The organism is Bradyrhizobium sp. P3_C3, from assembly GCF_056402655.1.
Genome location: NZ_JBFUGY010000035.1, coordinates 22,989 through 42,082, shown reverse-complemented (window position 1 = coordinate 42,082; position 19,094 = coordinate 22,989). Strand labels below are relative to the sequence as shown.

The window sequence follows — 19,094 nt, the reverse complement described above, 5'->3', positions numbered from 1 at the left end:
CCGCCTACCGCCTACCGCCGAGCAGGCGCAGCAGCATCATGAACAGATTGAGGAAGTTGAGGTAGAGCGACAGTGCCGCGATCACCGACTTGCGGCCTGCCGTCGTCGCATCGTCCCTGCTCTCGTACATCGCCTTGATCCGCTGCGTATCATAGGCCGTGAGTCCCGCAAAGACGCCAACGCCGACGATCGAGATCAACCAATCGAGCCCCGTCGACCTCAGGAAAATATTGACCAAGCTTGCGACGATGATGCCGATCAGGCCCATGAACAGGAAGCTGCCGACCGCGGACAGGTCGCGCCTCGTGGTGTAGCCGAAGACGCTGAGTGCCCCGAACATCGCGGCCGCGATGAAGAACACGCGCGTGATCGAGGCGCTGGTGTAGATGTGCAGCAGCGTCGAGAGCGAGACGCCGACCAGCGCGGCATAGACGAAGAACAGAATGAGCGCCGTTTCCACCGACAGCGTATTGATGCGCGCCCCGATGAAGAACACCAGCCCGAGTGGCGCCAGGATGAAAACCCACATCAACGGGCTCTCAAGCAATGCGGGACCCATGAGCTGATACGTCAGCCACGCCACAATTGCAGTCAGGCCCACGCCCGCGGCCATATAATTGTAGATGCGCAGCATGTAGGCGCGCAATCCGGGATCGATCGCTAGCGCGCCGCCACCAGTGCCTGAGGCAGTCAGATTCGGATCATAATTCGACATCGCTTGCCTCCTCGGATTGGTTCACATGAACAAACCAAGCTAGCGGTCCGGCCCGTGCGGGGACATCGGATGATCACCCGAGCGCCGGAAGATATATCACCCTATCTCGGGATACCCGTATCCGCCAGAGCGACTTACCGAAACGTAACCTTGGGTTGCCCCAGGCTTCTCATCCTTTTTGCCTGGACTCTTACACCTTTGTCACTGGAAGCTGGTCACGCACCGGCCTAATCCGTTTGCATGCGCTACTTCTTTCACATCGTCGACAAAAACGGCCTTTGTCCGGACGGAATTGGATGCGAGTGCGCCGACCATGACGCCGCCGTTCTGCACGCCAGGCATATCGCGACTGAACTCGCTAAGGCAGGCGAGTTGTTCCGCGCGAGCTTCGTGCTGGTCGCCCCGGCCGCCGCGCCCGGATCGGCAAGTCCTCATTAGAGGCGGTCGACCGATTTCCTGCCTCGCCCTCTACATAGAATCCCTGATGCGCCGACCGAGAAGCTGCCTCTAGTCTCGTAACCGAGGGTGGCCGGCCTACCCCGTTCAAATTCGACCCTTCCGCCCACCTCATCTCCGGGGTTGAGGGCTCGCCGCACGCGTCCGCGTCTATGCGTTGGCCGTCGGCGCTATCTCGATCTGAAGTGTTGTTGTGGGTCAGTTGGAGACAAACATGAATGTCCGGACCATTTGCGGTGCCTTGATCCTTGCCGGATCGATTGCGACCGCGCAGTCGACCAGTTCCCAGGCGCAGACGACCGATCCGGCCGCATCCGTGCCAAAGCAGGTCACGACACCTGCCCCAAGCACCGCCGCGCCAAATACGAATACGAACCCCACCAAGCATCGCTACTGGCGTCATCGCGGCGGCTCGCATCCCCATTATGGCAGCCGCCGTGTTCGCACCTGAGCCCCGGCGCGACAGTTCGTCATTGCAATCCGCCGCCGAGACACCCGATCGATGAGCGACGTGAGGACAGGACAAGAGCAACCGCGCGAGGTCGTGGTCCGTGAGCCTCCAGACCAGGGCATGACCGACAGGCGGCGCGGCTTTCTCGCCACGGGTCTCGCCCTGCTCGCCACTTGCGTTGCTCTCTTCCTCGTATGGCAAACCGCCTCGAGTCTTCTCATCATCTTCGCAGGCGTACTGTTTGCTGCCTTTCTGGATGCCGCCGCACGCGCACTGGCGCTACTAATTCCACTCAATCGTGTCTGGCGGCTGACATTCGTGCTGCTGCTGCTCACCACCTTGGTCGGACTAGGCCTCGTCTGGGGAGGCGGCAAGCTGCCGGAGCAAACACGCATCCTGCTGAAGGTCATGGACACCCAGTTCGACGTCTTGCAGCAACGCCTTCTGACCTACGGCGTCGATCTGCTTGGTCCGGAATCGGGGCGCGATTTTGCGCAATGGCTGCTGTCCGATCAAGGCCGGTTCTTCAGCCACGCCCAGCTCGTCGTTGGCAGAGCGTCGAGCTTTCTGACCGGTGTGCTGGTGATCGCGTTCCTCGGTATCCTCTTCGCCTTTGATCCCACCAGCCATCGCGAGAGTCTGGTGATGCTGGCGAAGCCTTCCTATCGCGCCCGAACACGCGCCGTAATGAACGAGATGGGAAACGTCCTGCGGCTGTGGTTCGTCGGACAGCTGATCCGCATCATCCTAATGACACTGTGCGTGTGGGTCGCGCTCTATCTGATCGGGCTTCCCGGGCCCTTCGTGCTTGGGCTGCAGGCGGGCCTTTCCAACTTCGTTCCGTATCTGGGACCCATCCTTGCCGCGATCCCGATCGCGCTCGTCGCGATGCCGCTCGGCGCATCGCTGCTGATCTGGGCCGTCGTCATCTACACAATCATTCAATCGATCGAGGGCTATGTGATCGGCCCGTTGATCCAGCGCCAGGCGGTCGAAATTCCTCCCGCATGGACATTGGTCGCGATCGTACTGTTGGGCGCAATGCTGGGCGTGATGGGTATCGCACTCGCCATGCCGCTGGTCGCGGTCGGCCGGGTCGCGATCATTAGATTCTACGTCGAGGATTACCTCGGCGATAACAGCGGTCGCATGTCCAACAAGGGACCATCGCAAATGGGCGCGCCATGAGCGAGATTCGAGCCGAACGGAACAATGGAATGGAGCCATCCCCGGCGCACACGCGGATGACACATTTTCTGTGGCAGCAACTTCCCTACATCATTGCACTGGTGCTCGCCGTCGCGGGCGTCGCCTATACCAACGCCTCTCACCAGCCTCTCGTTGGCTATTGGGAATTTCTCGCGCTTGCCATCGGCGTTGTGTGCGTCATCAACAAATGGCCCGAGGTCGATGGCAAGGAGGCCCGGTGGCGACTGATCTGGACCCAGGCGCTGCACTGGGTTGCCGTCCTGGTCACGATGAACATCATGCTGGTGTCAGGCGTTCAGCAATTGTTGCCGACACCGGCAACCAGCCTCGTCCTTCTCACGTTACTTGCGCTCGGCACCTTCCTCGCGGGCGTCAGTCTTCTTTCGCCGCAAATTGCCTTCCTCGGCCTTGCGATGGGCGTCACGGTTCCGGCGATATCCTGGTTACAGCAATCCATCATCTTCTTCCTGTTGGGCGCCGTCCTGCTGATCGGCCTCGGCATCACGTTCTGGCTTCGCCAGGATCGCAGCCCAGGGAGTTCGCCCACCGACACCGGAAGTCAAATGGAGGCCTGAATGCGCATTAACCTGCTTCTTGCGATCATCTCTGGATCCGCCTTGATGTGCGCCGACGCCCTGCCCGCACGCGCCGAGGCCTTCAGGGTCGGCCGGCTCGTATGCACCAGCACTCCGCGCGTTGGGCTGGTGCTTGGCTCCGCGCAGGAGCTTCGTTGTATATTCATCACGAGACGCCCGGCCCGGCAGTACGTCTACAACGGACGGATCAGGCGCGTTGGTCTCGACATCGGCGTGACCAGCGCAGGAACCCTCTCATGGGCCGTCTTCGCCAGGAACTCGCGCGTCGGCCCCGGCACGCTGCGCGGGAACTACGTGGGGGCGAGCGGCAATGTCGCTTTCGGCCCCGGTCTCGGAGCGAACGTTCTGATCGGAGGCTCTCGCCGGACGATTACGCTCCAGCCTCTGTCGATCGAGCGATCCATCGGATTGAACCTTGCGGCAGGCGTTACGAACCTGACACTCGGCCCGCGCGGACCGGGATAGCGGCTCGTCCCGCCCCCCGGAGCAAGGAGCGGAAAATGGACCTTGCGGACGTCTCGGTCAGGATGCTGGCGGCGGGTTTCCTGACATTCATCGCTGGCGGCACGGGCTGGACACAGCCAGCCGCAGGCCCTCCGCCCGCTGTCGGCATCGTGGAAGCGATCAGACGACCGATCACCGAGACCAACGAATTTCTCGGGCGGATCGAGGCGGTCAATCGCGTCAATGTCGTGGCTCGCGTCACCGCATTCCTGGAGCAGCGGTTGTTCGTCGAGGGTGCCGAGCTCAAGAAGGGCGACCCGCTTTACCGGCTTGAGCGCGGTCCGTTCGAGGCCGATCTCGCGTCAAAGCAGGCGCAGGTGGCCCAGCTCCGAGCGATGCTCGAGAACGCCAAGCTGACGACCGACCGGGCGCGTACGCTGCTCAGCGGGCCGGCCGGTCAGCAATCGACCTACGACGCGGCGATCGCCAACCAACGCAGCCTGGAAGCCCAGGTCCAGGCCGCGCAGGCACAAGTCGATGCGTCACAGATCAACCTCGATTACACCATGATCAGCGCGCCGATCGACGGCAAGATCGGACGAACGGCCGTGACCGAAGGCAATGTCGTCGGTCCCAGCTCGGGCGTCCTGACCACGATCGTCAGCCAGGATCCGATGTACGTCACCTTCCCGGTGCCGTTGCGCCAGGGGCTCGAACTACGCGAACGCTATGGTCCGCAGGGAGGCTTGGAAGCCGTGGTGATCCGGCTGCGGCTGCCCAATGGCCGCATGTATGGCAAGTCCGGCAAGCTAGATTTTGTCGACAACACCATCGCCCAGAACACGGACACGATCACCGTGCGCGGCGAGATCGCCAACCCGATCCTGCGCGCGCCGTCCGCCGCGGGCGTAACCGTTCACGAACTGACTGACGGCGAGTTCGTCACGGTCTTGCTGGAAGGTGTCCAGCCCATCGAAGTGTTGGCGGTCCCACGTTCGGCGGTGCTGTCCGACCAGCAGGGTGACTATGTCCTCGCCGTTGGAGCCGGCGATAAGGCCGAACAACGCCGCATCAAGCTGGGGCAATCGACGCCCACCATCGCCTCCGTCATCAGCGGCCTCGCGGCAGGCGACAAGGTCATCGTCGAAGGCCTGCAAAGAGTTCGTCCGGGTCAGGCGGTTTCTCCGGGCCCGGCGAGCGCGCTGATCCAGTCGAGCATGAATGCCGGCACAGGCGACGCGCCTTCGCAGCCAGACCATGGCGGTTCAACTGAACCGCGCCCGGGGGACAAAAAGCCATGATGTCCGCCGTGTTCATCGATCGCCCGCGACTTGCGATGGTCGTGGCCTTCATCATCACCATTGCAGGTGCGCTCGCGCTGACACGGATCCCGGTGGCGCAATTTCCGGACATTGTGCCACCGCAGGTCACGGTTGCCGGGACCTTTCCCGGCGCGTCTGCCGAGGTCGTGGAGGCCAGCGTCGCTCAACCGCTCGAAGCGCAAGTGATCGGCGTCGACCGAGCTCTCTATATGAAATCGACGAGCGGCAACGACGGCAGCTACACCCTGACGGTGTCGTTTGCACTTGGCACCGATCCCGATATCAACACCGTCAATGTTAACAACCGGGTGCAGAGCGCGCTGTCGCAATTGCCCACCGAGGTGCAGCAGCAGGGCGTGACCGTGCAAAAGAAATCGTCGGCGATCCTGCAATTTCTGGTGCTTTACAGTGCCGACGGCCAGCAAGATCCGCTGTTCATCACCAACTACGCGATCATCAACATACTCGATGCGATCTCCAGCACGTCCGGTGTCGGCCAAGCTCACCTGTTCGCCAAGATGAACTACTCGATGCGGATTTGGTTCGATACGCAGCGGCTGACCAGCCTCAATCTCACGCCCTCGGACGTGATCGCGGCAATTCGAACGCAAAGCGTCCAGGCGCCGGTCGGCCGCATCGGCGCGCGTCCAATCAGCGACGACCAGCAATTCCAGTTCAACGTCCAGACCCTGGGACGGCTCGCGACGGTCGACCAGTTCGCCAATATCGTGCTGCGCGCCAACCCGGATGGTTCGACGCTGCTCGTCAAGGACGTCGCCCGGGTCGAGATTGGCGCGCAGAACCTCGACAGCGAAGCGCGGATCGACGGGCGCGCCGCGGTGCCTCTCGCGATCTATCTGGCGCCGGGCGCCAATGCCGTGACGACGGCGCAGGCGGTCGCGGCGACGATGCAGCGGCTATCGAAGCGATTCCCGACGGGGTTGAGCTATCTCGTGCAGTACGATTCCACGAGCTTCGTACGGGACACCATCTCGGAGGTCCTGCGGACACTGGGAGAGGCCTTCGTCCTGGTCGTGATCGTGGTTTATTTGTTCCTCGGTAATCTTCGGGCCACGGTGATACCAGCCATTGCCGTACCGGTCAGCCTGGTCGGCACCTTCGCGGTGCTGCTGATGCTTGGCTATTCCGCGAATACCGTGTCACTGCTCGCGATGGTGCTCGCCATCGGCATCGTCGTGGATGACGCCATCGTCGTCGTGGAGAACGTCGAGCGAGTGATGGAGGAGGAACCGGATCTTTCGCCAGTCGAGGCAAGCAAGAAGGCGATGACGCAGATCACGGCACCGATCATCGCGATCACGTTGGTGCTGCTCTCCGTCTTTGTTCCGATCGCCTTCATTCCTGGCATTTCCGGCACGCTGTTTCGGCAATTTGCGGTGACGATCAGCGCCGCCATGATGATTTCAGCACTGAATGCGCTGACCTTGTCGCCCGCTTTGTGCGCGCTGTTCCTGCGGCATACTGGACCCCGGCGCGGCATGATCGGCCACGTTCTTGGCGGCATTGACTGGATCCGCGATCGCTATAGCAGCGGCGTACGACGGCTGCTGCGCGCGGCCAGTCTCTCGCTCATCCTGGTCGCCGTGTTCGCAGCCGGCATTTTCGGGATGTCGCACCTGACGCCGACAGGGTTCCTCCCCGAGGAAGACCAGGGCGCTTTCTTCACTTCGGTGCAGTTGCCGGACGGTGCATCCGTTGCGCGGACCAGTGAAGTCACCAAACAGATCGAGGACGTCCTGAAGGAGATGCCGGCCGTCGACCATGTTCTGGCCATCATCGGTTTCTCCTTGCTTGACGGGGCGTCCGAGCCCAACAGCGCGCTGGTGGTGACGCGCCTCAAGCCGTTTGCCGATCGCAAGGCGGCCGCGGATTCGGTGCAGGCGTTGATCCGGCAGACTTACGCAGCCGGCGCGCAAATCCGGCAGGCCAATGTACTGCCGTTCAATATGCCGCCGATCATCGGACTCTCCACCTCAGGCGGGTTCGAGTACCAGCTCCAGGCGCTGGAAGGACAGAGCCCCGCCGCGATCTCCAGTGTCACAGGTGCGTTGATCGGAGCGGCCAATGCCGATCCGCGGCTGACGCGAGTGTTCTCGACCTTCACCGCGACCAATCCATCGATCTATCTCGACATCGATCGACGTAAGGCGCAGGCGCTTGGCGTGACCATCAGCGATATCTTCACGGCCCTTCAGGCGACGCTGGGCGGCATCTACGTCAACAATTTCAACCTCTATGGACGTACTTGGCAGGTCAACGTGCAGGGGGAGGCGCTTGATCGCGCCGACCTTTCCGATATCTGGCGCATCTATGTCCGCAATAGCACCGGTCAGATGGTTCCGATGCGGTCGCTCGCCGGCATCAAGATTGTAACCGGGCCTCAGGTCATTACCCGCTACAACAATTATCGTTCAGTAACGGTGAACGGCAGCCCGGCGCCAGGCGTCTCGTCCGGCACCGCGATGGCAGCGATGGCAGAGATCTCCAACAACGTGCTGCCTGCAGGTTACAGTTTCGAGTGGACCGGCACTGCCTATCAGGAGCAACAGGCAGCAGGACAAACCGGGGTGGTGCTCGCGCTCGCCGTGCTGTTCGCCTATCTGTTCCTGGTGGCGCTGTATGAGAGCACGGTGATCCCGATCCCGGTGCTGCTCTCCGTCGTTGTCGGCGTTCTAGGCTCATATATCGGTATTAAAATCGCCGGCCTCAATCTCGATCTGTACGGCCAGATTGGCCTCGTGGTGCTGATCGCGCTTGCCGCCAAGAACGGCATCCTGATCGTGGAATTCGCGAAGGAACGACGGGAAGCCGGCACAGAGCTTGCGGAGGCCGCGATCCAGGGGGCGCATATGCGGTTCCGCGCGGTGATGATGACCTCGGTTGCCTTCATTCTCGGACTCCTCCCGCTCGTACTCGCAACCGGCGCCGCCGAGCTGAGCCGCAGGGCGGTCGGGACCGCTGTCTTTGCCGGCATGCTCGCCGCAAGCTCAATCGGGATTTTTATGGTGCCGATGCTCTACGTCACGTTTCAACGCCTGCGCGAGCGCGCGAAGGCACGACGGGTCCCGGCGCAAACCACGTGACCCGAGTATCCAGGACGGCGGGAATACTGCGAGCCTGTTGCTCAGGGTTTCGACGGATGCCGGCGTTGCCGTTCCCCGCTACCGTAGTCCGTGCTTGAAACTGCGTAACAAGTAGAGAAGAACAATGAACGCTCCCACACGTCGTGCCTGCGCAGGGCGCCGTCGCCGCCGCAGCTGTCGGCGCAATCGGCGTTCGTTTCATTTCGTCAGCGGAGGCTATGCCGGTCGCCGCAAATCTGGGACGGGCCGCGATCACCACGGATCTCGCAACGCAGGCGCAGTGGGGTCCTCCGCATGGCCCCGGTTGGGGGCGGCCGCGACCGCGCAGGCGCCGTTGGGTTTGCTGGTGGCATCGCGGTCGCCGCCATTGCGGGTGGCGGTGGAGGTGACCGTCCGCGATCCCTTCGCGGACGGGGAAGGACAGAGCTGTGCTTCCGCAGCGATCAGCTCTGCTTCACCGCCGCGATCGGTTGCGAAGCGCGGCGGGCCGGCAGCCGCTGATTTCGTTCACTCTTCAATCAATTTAGCTCTGATCGCGTAGCGGACCAGTCCAGCTATCGAATTGACCCCCAGTTTTCCCATGGCCGACGCCCGATGCGTTTCCGTGGTCTTCACGCTTGAGCTCAGCATCGCGCTGATACCCTTGTTGCTGTACCCCTCGGCCACGAGCTTGACAACGAGCCGCTCTCGCGGAGACAGCTTCACATGCCCCTCGCCGGCTTCGTCTTCTCGACCCGACTGACCACAAAATCGTCCGCCAACGAATGGCTTACGTGCCATTAGCGCTTCAACGGCAGCCAACAGCAGCTTGTTTGCGTCCGACTTGACCAGGAACGCGCGCGCACCCGCCTGAAGCGCCTCTTGAGCCAGCACTCCGGACTCGTGCGCGGTAAAGATCAGCACCTCAGTTTCGCGGAGATGTTTTTTTATTCCTCGAGTTATTTCCAGTCCCGTCATGCGCGGCATGAAGAAGTCGACGATCGCAACATCGGGCCGCTCTTTGAGAGCGGCCTCAAATGCCGATCTTCCGTCGGACGCCTCGGCGACAATCATCCAACCCGGCCGCTGCTCGAGGACCGCCCGTAGCCCGGATCGAACAGCATCATGATCATCAGCAATGAGAATTCGTTTCATGAGAGGGCTGCCTCGATGATCTTGTCGCAAGAGAACCTGGACGAGCTATGGGCGCTGCGTTTCAGCAGCATCTCCAACCGGGCCATCTCACTCGCGCGCAAGAGCGCATGGAAAGGTCGCGCGCAGGATGGTTCCGCGCCGCAGCGTTGTGGGTACCGATAATATCTCAAGCTGCCCTCCCATCTCTTGCAATCGAGCTCGCATGATACGGATTCCCGCTCCGGGTGCCCACGGACGAAAGCGGCATGCGCCATCTGCAGCGACCATGCCTTGTCCGTCGTCTCGGACCTCGAGCTTGAACTTCCTGTCCCTCGTCCCGATAGTTATGACGACCTGTGTCGCCTTGGCGTGGCGGTAAACGTTCGTCAGGGCCTCCTGAACAATTCTCAGCAACGCTCGCTGCGCCCCGTATGGCAGTCCGTCGACCGCGGACGATATCGAGACCTCAATATTCAGCGGCGTTCGGGCTGCGAGCCCTTCTGCGAATTGCTCGATTGTCGTCCTGAGCCCTCCTTCAAACAGGTCCTGAGGGTGAAGCAGATATGTGAGAGACCGCAATTCCTTCATAGCGCGATCGATCGAGATGTCGAGCTGATCGCAATGTCTCGTCGCCTTCAGAGGATCGCCTAGCGCACTCCTTACTTGCATCAGAATGAGGCTCGCCGCCACCAGATGCTGGCACGTTGAATCGTGAAGCTCCGACGCAATTTGACGATGAACTTCTTCCTGCAGAGCGAGCCGTTCGGAATTCGCCTTGCGCGCATGCCTCGATCCTCCGGAGGCATTTCGAACATGTCGGCTGACCGGTGTCTCCTGAAGGGACATGATACACTCGCCTTCCTGCAGTGCTAACTTTCGCACCGCTAGTTTCCTGGCATATGCAGACAACTCTCCGATAAATTTAGCCTACCGCCGCGACACACTGACCACGCAATCAGTATAAGCCACTACGTAGAAATCCTCTAGGCAGCCAATCCCCGTCGTGTGCCGAGCATCCCAAATTTGGCGCGATGCTCCCTGATTCAGATCAAGGAGCTGCAGGTAAGGAGCAGCATGCGGGTCGGCGAAAACGCGATTATGAAGACGCGTCCGTCAATCTGCGCGCTGTGTCATCGCCCGCTTGACGGCGGCGGCAGCAATCGAGCGGCCCGGCGAGGGTGTTGCGCCGCAGAACAGTCCGCCGCTGTTTAGGTAAGACGTCTTTCCATATTCCGCCCGGGCCACCTCTTTGAAATTCCGTAATTCGGAAATCAACTGAGGCATCGTCGGCTTGTCTTTCGGCGTCGCGTCGATCTCCGGATCCATCGCGGCGTTCTATTCGGAGCTGTTCGACACGCGGATCCGCTACACTGGTCTCGTCTTCGCAAAAGAAGTCAGCGGCGCTGTCGTCGGCGGCTTTACGTCACTGATTTCGACGCTGCTGGTGCAGTGGAGTGGCGACGCGAGCTGGCCAGTCTCGGTCTACATGATGGTCACGGCGCTGGCAGCGTTTTTGTGCGCCCATCTCGCCAGGGACATCCTCGACGTCGGCCAGCGAAACGTCACAACTGCGACGAAACGCGACGCTCTTGTGGGCGTGCGACAAGTCATGGACGATACTGGCGACCATGCGAGATGCACATCGCTGAACATCGAATGCCGCTCCGACCTCAGCTTGTACGACGCGAACGCTTGGTCGTGCGCCTTGCCGACGAGCGCGATGGTGATGCGAACCAGCAAGAACATCTCGCGAACATCGCCAAGTCGACGCACGGTGCGATGTCCGACCACCAAAAGCGTCGCACGAGACGCGCCTTGCTCTGTCGCCTGAAATGGAAAAACCCTGGGCGATGACGACAGCCGAGAACTACTGCGGCGGTTTGTCGCGCCGAGGGAGATTTTTCCGGGAATCGACTTCTTTGGCGGAGCTGATCACGATGCAATCTTTCGTTGATCCAAACTCCTCTGCGAAAAGGATGTCACCGTGAAACTAGTTGCGACAATACTTGCTATCTTCTTTTTTCCTGCATCGTGCTTCGCTCAAACGTGCTTTGATTTGGCTTCGCTAGGATACGACACAATTTCCGCCGGCAGCCAAGCTGACTCTTTGGCCATAACTCAAGACGATTTCTGTTCGGAAAAGTTTGAGGAAAACAGCTCCGCGAACAGCCAACGAATAAAGGCGAGTTATAAGGTTATCAGCGGAAGCTACGCAAAAGACGCGACCGAAATCAAAACTCTGCAAGAGAAAACATGTAAGTCCGGCTACGGACTCAGTATCGCATCCGCAAAGGTTTCGACCATCACAAAAAAGTCCATGATCAGACACTGGCGGCTATCACCGATTGCCTGACACTGCAGAACTCGAATTTGCAATCGTCTTTTAGAACAATTGGCGATGCTACAGCCTTAGTTGCCCAGTTCAAATATTTGAGCAAACCCGCATTGACGTTCCAAAAGGTCGAAGTGGTTGGACCTGGCAAAGCAACTTGCACCGCATACGTGCCTGACGACAAAGCTGGAACGGTGGCGATTGATGGATCAAAAAGCTTCCAGATCGACACTCAAAACGTCACTGTAATTTGCCAGCGTGAATTTGAGAAGGACGCCGGCGGAAAGCAATTCTCCGACAACCTAACAATCGTTTTTATTACACCAGCGAGATCGATCTCGATTCCAATGCCTGCGGTTCGATTGCAGCAAGTGCCTATGGCTGAGTTTGCCGAGCTTAGGGAGGAGGTTGCGTCCGCGAAGACCAAATTGGCGGAAGCCGCAGCGCGGCGGACGTCTCTCGTTTGTGAAAGTCGCTCCATATCAAAGGACAATTGGGCAGCCGATACGGTGCTTTCTGCCAAAGATCCAGATCTTATCGCCAAAGGATACAATGTTGTAAGTGGTGGATGCTTCGTGGCCTATCCGCCTGCAGATACAACTAGTCATCGCCCCACCTTTCGGAAGACCGCCATGTCCGATGACAAAACGGGCTGGGACTGCATGGTTGGAAATCAAGCCAGTCTCGGAAGGCAGTATCCGTTGGTCAGCACCGCGACGTATTGCAAAGCTGAGGTGAAATAGGACGCCGATCGAGGGGGGCTCCCAACCGCGGAGCCCCTACTCGGGATTCATTTTACTCATGGGGTGGACTGCTGAAGGGGGCTCGTTTTCTTGGTCCTTCGTGGCCTTGTTGAGCTCGCCTTGAGGGCTCTTACCAGCTTCAGACGGTTTGGCCGCCACACGGTGATCCTGCCACTCTCGCTCGATGAGCTCAACTTCGGAGGTCAGGGCCTCTAGCTCGATCGCAATGAGGCGGCGCTTAATGGCGGATCTCATGGCCGGCTCTCCTCGAAGCTGGATCGCTTTTCAGTCGTCTGATGCCCCGCCGTCGTCGAGCACCGGCGGATATGTTCGCTCGGGAGCCGGAGCGCATACAGAGCGCGGGGACCGAAGCGACCACATGCCCAATTGCGCCCAGCCGGCCGCCCAGCCAGCGAGGCTTTGCTCCTGGTCTGTCACGAGCAGCGGTTCCTCAGACGTCAAACCTTATCCAGCGGGCGCACCGCTTACGGCAGGTCGAAGCTGCCATTGCCGACGCGCCGTATTCATCGCGATGTCTGTCCCAGCGCAGCGCTGGAGGAAATACCTAGTCCGTTTAAAACTTTCCTGACGCGGTCAGCCCACCATCGGGAGGCTAGTTCAGCTGCCGAACACGTTGGTGAACCCAGCGCTTTCATTAACCGAGAGCGTCTGAAGCCTAACCGCACGTGGGCGCCGGCGGAACGGTGCCGCCGAACTTGCATCGCGGAACCTGCTGCTTTCGGATGATTGACTAAGGTGGCAGTACGCAGTCTAGGCTCTGCGCCTGTGATTGTGCACGGGAAGCAAATGAAAAAGATTACGAAAAGCCGCCTTCACCTGCTCTTAGAGTTAGAGAGGATCATCGGTCGGGAATGCTACAACGCAAAAACGCAAAACTGGGGACCTAACGGGGTCTTTGAAGGCGAAGGCCGTCACTTCCCGTACCCGATCACATTCGTCGACTCGGACGGCAACAAAATCAAGCGGAAGAATGCAGATAGCTCGCTATCCGCTCAGGTAGCGGTTACCGGATACTATGCGTTCGGAGCGAACCAGCTCCTGATAATGCGGGCCTTGGAGAAGGTTATCAGGCATTTGGAGGACAACCACGGTTTCAGCATTAGCTAAAGTGGTGTCGTGGTGAACTTTGCTTCCTTGGCAGAATACGTCCAAACATTGCGTAAGCCATATCCCTACCTGAGTGGAATGCTCCGAAACATGGTTGTTTGCAAAAAGCAGCATGGCGCGGTGTTCGTTCGGATCGGGATAACAGGGAAAGGCATCGAGCCCAATTATCTGGTGACCTCGAACCGATCTGATCCCGACGGATTTCCAGAAGGAATCCCAAAATYCATTGTCGCCTACAATGGCCGAACTCATGAACCATTCGATTGGGAAGACGTCGATTTAAAACCCCTGAGTTGGAGCCGCGAGTTGTTGGACGGGGCACAGGTGCTTGCGCTCTACAACGAGGTCAACGGTAGAACTGGTTGAAATTCCGGTACCCCGTAAGGATGGGCCTCTGAACGCCCGCTCTCATTCAGAGGGACAAGGGACATTTCTCGTCCCTCATTCAATGCCAGCAGCGACACAAAGCTGAAGTCAGCACTGGGGAATGTCCTCGCTTGGACGACGCGGCGCACGCCGGAAGCGACCGTTCAAACAACCGATCTGGTGATGCAGCAGAACGTTTGGCGCACGAGGGCGTCTAAACGGCGCGAAATGTCTCTAAAAGTTCTCACTCTGTCTTTGCAGGTGAGACCTTAGACGCTTGATCTCGCAAGAGGATTTATGGTGGGCGCACCAGGGCTCGAACCTGGGACCCGCTGATTAAGAGTCTCATTCTCTAAAAGAGATTTCAGGCACTTAGCTGTAAAAGGCAACCAAAACAGCACTAGCAAAATCAATACGTTATGGCCGAAATGTAAATCGCTTGATCGCGCGGCCAGCACGCGCGCCCCTTGTGTCCCGAACGTAAGTAGCAACCGAAAAGTTCAACAAAAACAGTGAACTTCGCTCCTGGTTGACCACCTTTATCGCTGTTTGTTCAGGGCGGTTTGGTGGTCAATCGGTGGTCAGCTAACCGGGCAAGTCTCGGCGCTGTGGCTTCGCGGCACAATGAAGGCATGGAGTCATTAGCCGCCTTCGCGCCTCCACCTGCCCCTCATATTCGTCGCACTACTAACGACAACGGCCCCTGCGTAACCGGCCTTAACGCAGGTGCGTCGACGACTAGCGTCGGGGGTTCGAGTCAGGAGACCGCTACCGCCTTTCCACACACGACGCAAATCTGCGATATTCGCTCCGATCGTCCGCCTGAACCCGGCAGCTCGTCGAACGGTAGGCTCAAGTCGGGGACCCGCAGCAGACCCCCTAGATTTTCGTCGTTTGTAATCTCATTGAGCTTGTAAAGACTTAGCTCTTTTGGCCCGCTCTACCCCCATATGCCGACCTCGGCTTCGGCTGGCGTGAGGTCGCCTGAGCCGACACGGCTTCGTGCAGCGATCGCAGGCGCCTTTGGACTACCGTTTTGAAGGTCCGCATCTTCCCGCAATTTTGGTCATGCAGTCGCTTATTGTGAGGATGGCGCGACTCGACTGGAACGTATTCCCGCCGCCGTCGCCGGCGTGTCCCGCACCAGCAGCGCGCGGGTTGCCGCCGTCACATCGGGCTGACGCATCAGGCTCTCGCCGACCAGAAAGGTCGACATTCCCACACGCTCGAGCCTGCCCAGATCGTCCGGCGTGAAGATGCCGCTTTCCCCGACCATCAGCCGCTCCTCCGGTATAAGCGGCGCCAGCGCCTCGCTGGTCGCGAGCGTGGTCTCGAAGGTACGGAGATTGCGATTGTTGACGCCGACCATCGGCGAGCGGAGTTTCAGCGCCCGCTCGAGTTCGGCTCTGTCGTGGATCTCGACCAGCACATCCATCTGAAGCGCGATGGCGGCGTCCTCAATATCTTTGGCGGCGGCGTCATCGAGCGCGGCCATGATGATCAGGATGCAGTCCGCGCCGTGAGCGCGGGCTTCGACGACCTGATAGGTGTCAAACATGAAATCCTTGCGCAGCACCGGCAGATTGGTCGCCGCGCGCGCCGCGACCATGAAGTCGAGATGCCCCCGGAACGACGGAGTATCGGTCAGCACCGAGAGGCAGGCCGCGCCCCCGGCCTCGTACGCCTTTGCCAGGGCCGGCGGATCGAAATCGGCGCGGATGAGGCCCTTCGATGGCGAAGCCTTCTTGATCTCAGCAATCAGCGCATAGTCACCGCCGCCATGCTTTTCCTTGATCGCACGGACGAAGCCGCGCGGTGGCGCCGCCGCCTTGGCGCGTGCATCGATGCTCGCGAAAGAATGAGCACGCTTGGAGGCGGCAATCTCCTCGCGCTTATAGGCTTCGATTTTCTTCAAGATGTCTGACATCATCGACCTGTTCGTGGACTTACTTGTCATTCGACCATCTGCGTTGTTTCGACGGATCGGTACAAATCAATCATTATCGACGCTTACTCACTTCCTCTTTATTAGCCCTTCGCGTTGGTACGCATGCGCGAGCTCGTTCAAAACGCTCGCGCCGCCGATCAATGCGCCAAATGCGCGCGTCAGTTTCGCTCTTGGAAGCAATTGTCGAACCTGAATGAGCCCGCGCCCGCTCGCCGCGCAGTGCGATGCCTTTGGCGGACAGCGCCATCGCAGCAGTATTCCCCGCTGCTATGGAAACCATACATGCCGGCTATTGGAAGATTTCGTCCCGCGCTGCGATCAATGGGCGTCGCTATCGGAGATTCATCGAGTAACGCCCCGCGCAACCTCAATCCGTCGCATCTGCCGGAATAGGCCGTATCGGGCGACTTGATCCTGTCGAGGACGACCAATGCGTGGGTGCTCGTCCACTCACTCCTCACTCCCAACGCGCTCAGGAGGCATGCATGGCATTCACGTTGAAAATCAACGGTACACCCCATGAAGTCGATGTCGACGGTGACGTTCCATTGCTGTGGGTGCTGCGCGATGTGCTCGGCATGACCGGAACCAAGTTCGGCTGCGGCCAGGCGCTGTGCGGCGCCTGCACTGTGCATGTCGACGGCCAGCCGGTCCGCTCCTGTCAGACAACGATCGACAGCATTGGGGACAGCGCGGTCACCACGATCGAGGCGATCGGCCAGACGCCGCAGGGCGCAGCCTTGCAGAAGGCGTGGTTGGAGCTCGAGGTGGTGCAGTGCGGTTACTGCCAATCCGGCCAGATCATGTCGGCGGCGGCGCTCCTGAAAGACATGCCGAAGCCGACGGATGGCGACATCAACGCCGCCATGTCGGGGAATGTCTGCCGATGCGGCACCTATCAGCGCATCCGCGCCGCGATCAGGCTGGCTGCTGGAGTTTGAGATCATGAATGGACCAATTTTGAGGGAGCAGGTCGCCGAAGAAACAGGCGTGTCACGGCGCGCCTTCCTTCAGGGCACAGGTTTGCTGCTCGGCTTTTCGCTGACCGGCGCCAGCACGAGCTCCGTCTTCGCGGCGTCCACTTCGCAGGTGCAGGTGGTCGAAAACGAGGTCACGGGTACTTTCGCGCCGAATGGATTTATACGGATCAATCCAACGGGCGCCGTGACGCTGGTCATGCCGATGGTTGAGATGGGACAGGGGGTCTACACGTCGCTCTCGATGCTTCTCGCTGAAGAACTGGAGGTGACGCTTGACCAAATTCAGGTTCAGCATGCGCCGCCAAATCACGCGCTTTACGTCAACTCGATCATAGGCATTCAAAATACAGGTGGTTCCGCCTCTGTCCGAGCGTTCTGGACACCGCTGCGTCAGGCAGGCGCAGTAGGTCGCAGTCTGCTGATCGGGGCAGCCGCAAAGCGCTGGAATGTCGATCCGGCGACTTGCCGCGCCAAGGACGGCATCGTCTTCGATGCGTCAGGCGCAAAGCATCTAAGCTACGGCGAACTTGCGACGGCCGCGGCGAAATTGCCCGTGCCGCCGGCGGCAAACGTCAAATTGAAGGATCCGAAGGATTTCACCTTGATCGGCACGCGTGCCAGGCGCGTGGATTCATCGATAAAGGTCGACGGGCGCGCGCTCTACGGCATCGACACGCGACTGCCGGGTATGAGGGTTGCAGCGGTTGCTATTTCGCCGGTGCTCGGTGGCAAAGTGAAAAAGGTGGACGAGAAAGCCGCGCTGGCGGTGAAGGGCGTCCGGCAGGTGGTCAACGTCGATGAAGCTGTTGCCGTGGTGGCAGATCACATGGGTGCAGCGAAGAAGGGGCTCGAGGCCGCCGCCATCACGTGGGACGATGGGCCGAACGGCAAGGTCAGTAACGCCGATATCGTCAAGCAGTTGGAGGAGGAGTCCAAAAAACCAGGCGCGGTTGCCCGTAACGATGGTGATGCAGAGGAGGCCCTTGCGGCCGCGACGCAACGGGTTGACGCCATCTATCAGGTGCCTTTCCTGGCCCATGCGGCGATGGAGCCGATGAACTGCACGGTCCACCTGCAGAAGGATCGCTGCCACATCTGGGTCGGGACGCAGGCGCCTACGATCACGCAGTCACTGGTGGCCGAACTCACCGGCCTGCCAAAGGACGCAATCAAAATTCACAATCATCTGATTGGCGGCGGCTTCGGCCGAAGGCTGGAGGCCGATGGCACGGTGCTGGCCGTCAAGATCGCCAAGCACGTCGATGGCCCGGTGAAGGTGATCTGGAGTCGCGAGGAAGATATCCAGCACGATTTGTATCGGCCGTACTATCTCGATCGGCTGTCGGCCGGACTTGACGCGACCGGCAAGCCGGTTGCCTGGACGCATCGGATCGCCGGCTCCTCAGTCATGGCTCGCTACTATCCCCCTTACGTCAAGGACGGATTGGACCCCGATGCCGTCGAAGCGGCGGCCGAGCCGCCCTATGCGCTGCCCAATATCCACGTCGACTTTGTGCGGGTCGAGCCCCCTGGTGTCCGGACGTCTTGGTGGCGCGGCGTCGGACCGACCCACAATGTTTTTGTGGTCGAAAGCTTCATAGATGAGCTCGCTCATGCCGCGAAGCAGGATCCCGTCACTTACCGCAAGGGATTGCTTGGCCACAATCCGCGAGCACTCGCTGTTTTATCGCTTGCGGCGGAAAAAGCGGGGTGGGCATCCCCCCTTCCCGCGCGGCATGGCCGCGGAATTTCAGTGCAATTCGCATACGGAAGTTACACGTCGCAGGTCGCCGAGGTCGAAGTAGCGGCCGATGGCTCCGTCAAAGTCAAGCGGATCGTCTGTGCGCTCGACTGCGGAATGTACGTTAATCCAGATACAATCGAAGCGCAGGTTCAGGGTGGCACGCTTTTCGGCCTCACCGCCGCGCTCCATGGGTCAATCACCTTCAAGGATGGTCGGGTCGAGCAGAGCAATTTTGACAGCTATCTGCCGATGCGCATCGACGAGGTACCGGTGGTGGAGACACACTTGATCAAGAACGCGGAGGCTCCGGGTGGCGTTGGTGAAGCCCCGACGGCCATTGTCAGTGCTGCCGTGACCAATGCGATCTTCGCCGCAACAGGCAAGCGTGTGCGCAGCCTGCCGATCGATACGAACTCGTTGAAGTCGTCGTCTTAATCCTTCCC

The 19,094-nt window shown here is 60.0% G+C and carries 18 protein-coding genes; 12 read left to right on the top strand and 6 right to left on the bottom strand.

From position 1 onward, the window contains the following. Positions 1-4: 4 nt before the first annotated feature. Positions 5-715, bottom strand: coding sequence for a Bax inhibitor-1/YccA family protein (locus AC1DW2_RS31845; protein ID WP_354123513.1), 711 nt, complete (start codon positions 713-715; stop codon positions 5-7). Positions 716-955: 240 nt separating this feature from the next. Here AC1DW2_RS31845 and AC1DW2_RS31840 point away from each other — a divergent pair, with 240 nt between their 5' ends. From AC1DW2_RS31840 to AC1DW2_RS31810, 7 genes are all read left to right on the top strand, one after another. After that, complete coding sequence (locus AC1DW2_RS31840; RefSeq protein ID WP_063981773.1) at positions 956-1,153, top strand: DUF6894 family protein; 198 nt, start codon at positions 956-958, stop codon at positions 1,151-1,153. 232 nt (positions 1,154-1,385) lie between these two features. Then, the gene (locus AC1DW2_RS31835; RefSeq protein WP_071911297.1) at positions 1,386-1,622 is read left to right on the top strand and encodes a hypothetical protein; all 237 of its coding nucleotides are present in this window, start codon (positions 1,386-1,388) and stop codon (positions 1,620-1,622) included. A 51-nt stretch (positions 1,623-1,673) separates the two neighbouring features. Then, a complete protein-coding gene (locus AC1DW2_RS31830) occupies positions 1,674-2,810 on the top strand; it encodes an AI-2E family transporter (protein ID WP_354123514.1) in 1,137 nt (378 codons plus the stop codon). Continuing rightward, complete coding sequence (locus AC1DW2_RS31825; protein WP_354076996.1) at positions 2,807-3,406, top strand: hypothetical protein; 600 nt, start codon at positions 2,807-2,809, stop codon at positions 3,404-3,406. Before AC1DW2_RS31830 ends, AC1DW2_RS31825 begins: the two co-directional genes overlap by 4 nt. Next, complete coding sequence (locus tag AC1DW2_RS31820; protein WP_354123515.1) at positions 3,407-3,892, top strand: DUF992 domain-containing protein; 486 nt, start codon at positions 3,407-3,409, stop codon at positions 3,890-3,892. It begins immediately after the preceding gene. Between the two features lie 35 nt (positions 3,893-3,927). Further along, a complete protein-coding gene (locus AC1DW2_RS31815) occupies positions 3,928-5,172 on the top strand; it encodes an efflux RND transporter periplasmic adaptor subunit (protein ID WP_354123516.1) in 1,245 nt (414 codons plus the stop codon). Next, on the top strand, positions 5,169-8,297 hold the full coding sequence (locus AC1DW2_RS31810; RefSeq protein WP_354123517.1) for an efflux RND transporter permease subunit: 3,129 nt from the start codon (positions 5,169-5,171) through the stop codon (positions 8,295-8,297). Before AC1DW2_RS31815 ends, AC1DW2_RS31810 begins: the two co-directional genes overlap by 4 nt. Positions 8,298-8,804: 507 nt before the next feature. On the opposite strand, the gene AC1DW2_RS31805 is transcribed toward AC1DW2_RS31810, so the two are convergent. The 3 genes from AC1DW2_RS31805 to AC1DW2_RS31795 form a co-directional block, all read right to left on the bottom strand. Then, positions 8,805-9,431: a response regulator gene (locus AC1DW2_RS31805; RefSeq protein ID WP_063981767.1), complete on the bottom strand. Its 627-nt coding sequence runs from the start codon at positions 9,429-9,431 to the stop codon at positions 8,805-8,807. Between the two features lie 87 nt (positions 9,432-9,518). Next, positions 9,519-10,256, bottom strand: coding sequence for a sensor histidine kinase (locus tag AC1DW2_RS31800; protein ID WP_354123518.1), 738 nt, complete (start codon positions 10,254-10,256; stop codon positions 9,519-9,521). 267 nt (positions 10,257-10,523) lie between these two features. Further along, positions 10,524-10,736 (bottom strand): hypothetical protein, encoded by a 213-nt coding sequence (locus AC1DW2_RS31795; protein ID WP_354131776.1) that lies wholly within the window; start codon positions 10,734-10,736, stop codon positions 10,524-10,526. A gap of 658 nt (positions 10,737-11,394) precedes the next feature. Here AC1DW2_RS31795 and AC1DW2_RS31790 point away from each other — a divergent pair. Continuing rightward, the gene (locus tag AC1DW2_RS31790) at positions 11,395-11,763 is read left to right on the top strand and encodes a hypothetical protein (RefSeq protein WP_354123520.1); all 369 of its coding nucleotides are present in this window, start codon (positions 11,395-11,397) and stop codon (positions 11,761-11,763) included. Positions 11,764-11,780: 17 nt separating this feature from the next. Beyond that, on the top strand, positions 11,781-12,485 hold the full coding sequence (locus AC1DW2_RS31785) for a hypothetical protein (protein ID WP_354123521.1): 705 nt from the start codon (positions 11,781-11,783) through the stop codon (positions 12,483-12,485). Between the two features lie 36 nt (positions 12,486-12,521). On the opposite strand, the gene AC1DW2_RS31780 is transcribed toward AC1DW2_RS31785, so the two are convergent. Beyond that, positions 12,522-12,740: a hypothetical protein gene (locus AC1DW2_RS31780; protein WP_354113642.1), complete on the bottom strand. Its 219-nt coding sequence runs from the start codon at positions 12,738-12,740 to the stop codon at positions 12,522-12,524. 552 nt (positions 12,741-13,292) lie between these two features. Here AC1DW2_RS31780 and AC1DW2_RS31775 point away from each other — a divergent pair. Further along, positions 13,293-13,613: a hypothetical protein gene (locus AC1DW2_RS31775; protein WP_354113641.1), complete on the top strand. Its 321-nt coding sequence runs from the start codon at positions 13,293-13,295 to the stop codon at positions 13,611-13,613. A gap of 1,444 nt (positions 13,614-15,057) precedes the next feature. On the opposite strand, the gene trpC is transcribed toward AC1DW2_RS31775, so the two are convergent. Then, on the bottom strand, positions 15,058-15,906 hold the full coding sequence (gene trpC / locus AC1DW2_RS31770) for an indole-3-glycerol phosphate synthase TrpC (RefSeq protein ID WP_441256824.1): 849 nt from the start codon (positions 15,904-15,906) through the stop codon (positions 15,058-15,060). Between the two features lie 506 nt (positions 15,907-16,412). Between trpC and AC1DW2_RS31765 the strand changes: the two genes are divergently transcribed. Together AC1DW2_RS31765 and AC1DW2_RS31760 are read left to right on the top strand one after the other, a co-directional pair. Next, a complete protein-coding gene (locus tag AC1DW2_RS31765; RefSeq protein WP_477007928.1) occupies positions 16,413-16,868 on the top strand; it encodes a (2Fe-2S)-binding protein in 456 nt (151 codons plus the stop codon). Positions 16,869-16,872: 4 nt separating this feature from the next. Continuing rightward, the gene (locus AC1DW2_RS31760; protein ID WP_477007927.1) at positions 16,873-19,086 is read left to right on the top strand and encodes a xanthine dehydrogenase family protein molybdopterin-binding subunit; all 2,214 of its coding nucleotides are present in this window, start codon (positions 16,873-16,875) and stop codon (positions 19,084-19,086) included. Positions 19,087-19,094 lie beyond the last annotated feature (8 nt).

What these genes read in the sequence shown, in the direction of transcription:
- AC1DW2_RS31800 (WP_354123518.1), bottom strand. Translation starts at nt 10,256, where the DNA reads ATGTCCCTTCAGGAGACACCGGTCAGCCGACATGTTCGAAATGCCTCC.
- AC1DW2_RS31825 (WP_354076996.1), top strand. Translation starts at nt 2,807, where the DNA reads ATGAGCGAGATTCGAGCCGAACGGAACAATGGAATGGAGCCATCCCCG.
- AC1DW2_RS31805 (WP_063981767.1), bottom strand. Translation starts at nt 9,431, where the DNA reads ATGAAACGAATTCTCATTGCTGATGATCATGATGCTGTTCGATCCGGG.
- AC1DW2_RS31820 (WP_354123515.1), top strand. Translation starts at nt 3,407, where the DNA reads ATGCGCATTAACCTGCTTCTTGCGATCATCTCTGGATCCGCCTTGATG.
- AC1DW2_RS31815 (WP_354123516.1), top strand. Translation starts at nt 3,928, where the DNA reads ATGGACCTTGCGGACGTCTCGGTCAGGATGCTGGCGGCGGGTTTCCTG.
- AC1DW2_RS31795 (WP_354131776.1), bottom strand. Translation starts at nt 10,736, where the DNA reads ATGGATCCGGAGATCGACGCGACGCCGAAAGACAAGCCGACGATGCCT.
- AC1DW2_RS31835 (WP_071911297.1), top strand. Translation starts at nt 1,386, where the DNA reads ATGAATGTCCGGACCATTTGCGGTGCCTTGATCCTTGCCGGATCGATT.
- AC1DW2_RS31810 (WP_354123517.1), top strand. Translation starts at nt 5,169, where the DNA reads ATGATGTCCGCCGTGTTCATCGATCGCCCGCGACTTGCGATGGTCGTG.
- AC1DW2_RS31845 (WP_354123513.1), bottom strand. Translation starts at nt 715, where the DNA reads ATGTCGAATTATGATCCGAATCTGACTGCCTCAGGCACTGGTGGCGGC.
- trpC (WP_441256824.1), bottom strand. Translation starts at nt 15,906, where the DNA reads ATGTCAGACATCTTGAAGAAAATCGAAGCCTATAAGCGCGAGGAGATT.
- AC1DW2_RS31775 (WP_354113641.1), top strand. Translation starts at nt 13,293, where the DNA reads ATGAAAAAGATTACGAAAAGCCGCCTTCACCTGCTCTTAGAGTTAGAG.
- AC1DW2_RS31840 (WP_063981773.1), top strand. Translation starts at nt 956, where the DNA reads ATGCGCTACTTCTTTCACATCGTCGACAAAAACGGCCTTTGTCCGGAC.
- AC1DW2_RS31765 (WP_477007928.1), top strand. Translation starts at nt 16,413, where the DNA reads ATGGCATTCACGTTGAAAATCAACGGTACACCCCATGAAGTCGATGTC.
- AC1DW2_RS31780 (WP_354113642.1), bottom strand. Translation starts at nt 12,740, where the DNA reads ATGAGATCCGCCATTAAGCGCCGCCTCATTGCGATCGAGCTAGAGGCC.
- AC1DW2_RS31830 (WP_354123514.1), top strand. Translation starts at nt 1,674, where the DNA reads ATGAGCGACGTGAGGACAGGACAAGAGCAACCGCGCGAGGTCGTGGTC.
- AC1DW2_RS31760 (WP_477007927.1), top strand. Translation starts at nt 16,873, where the DNA reads ATGAATGGACCAATTTTGAGGGAGCAGGTCGCCGAAGAAACAGGCGTG.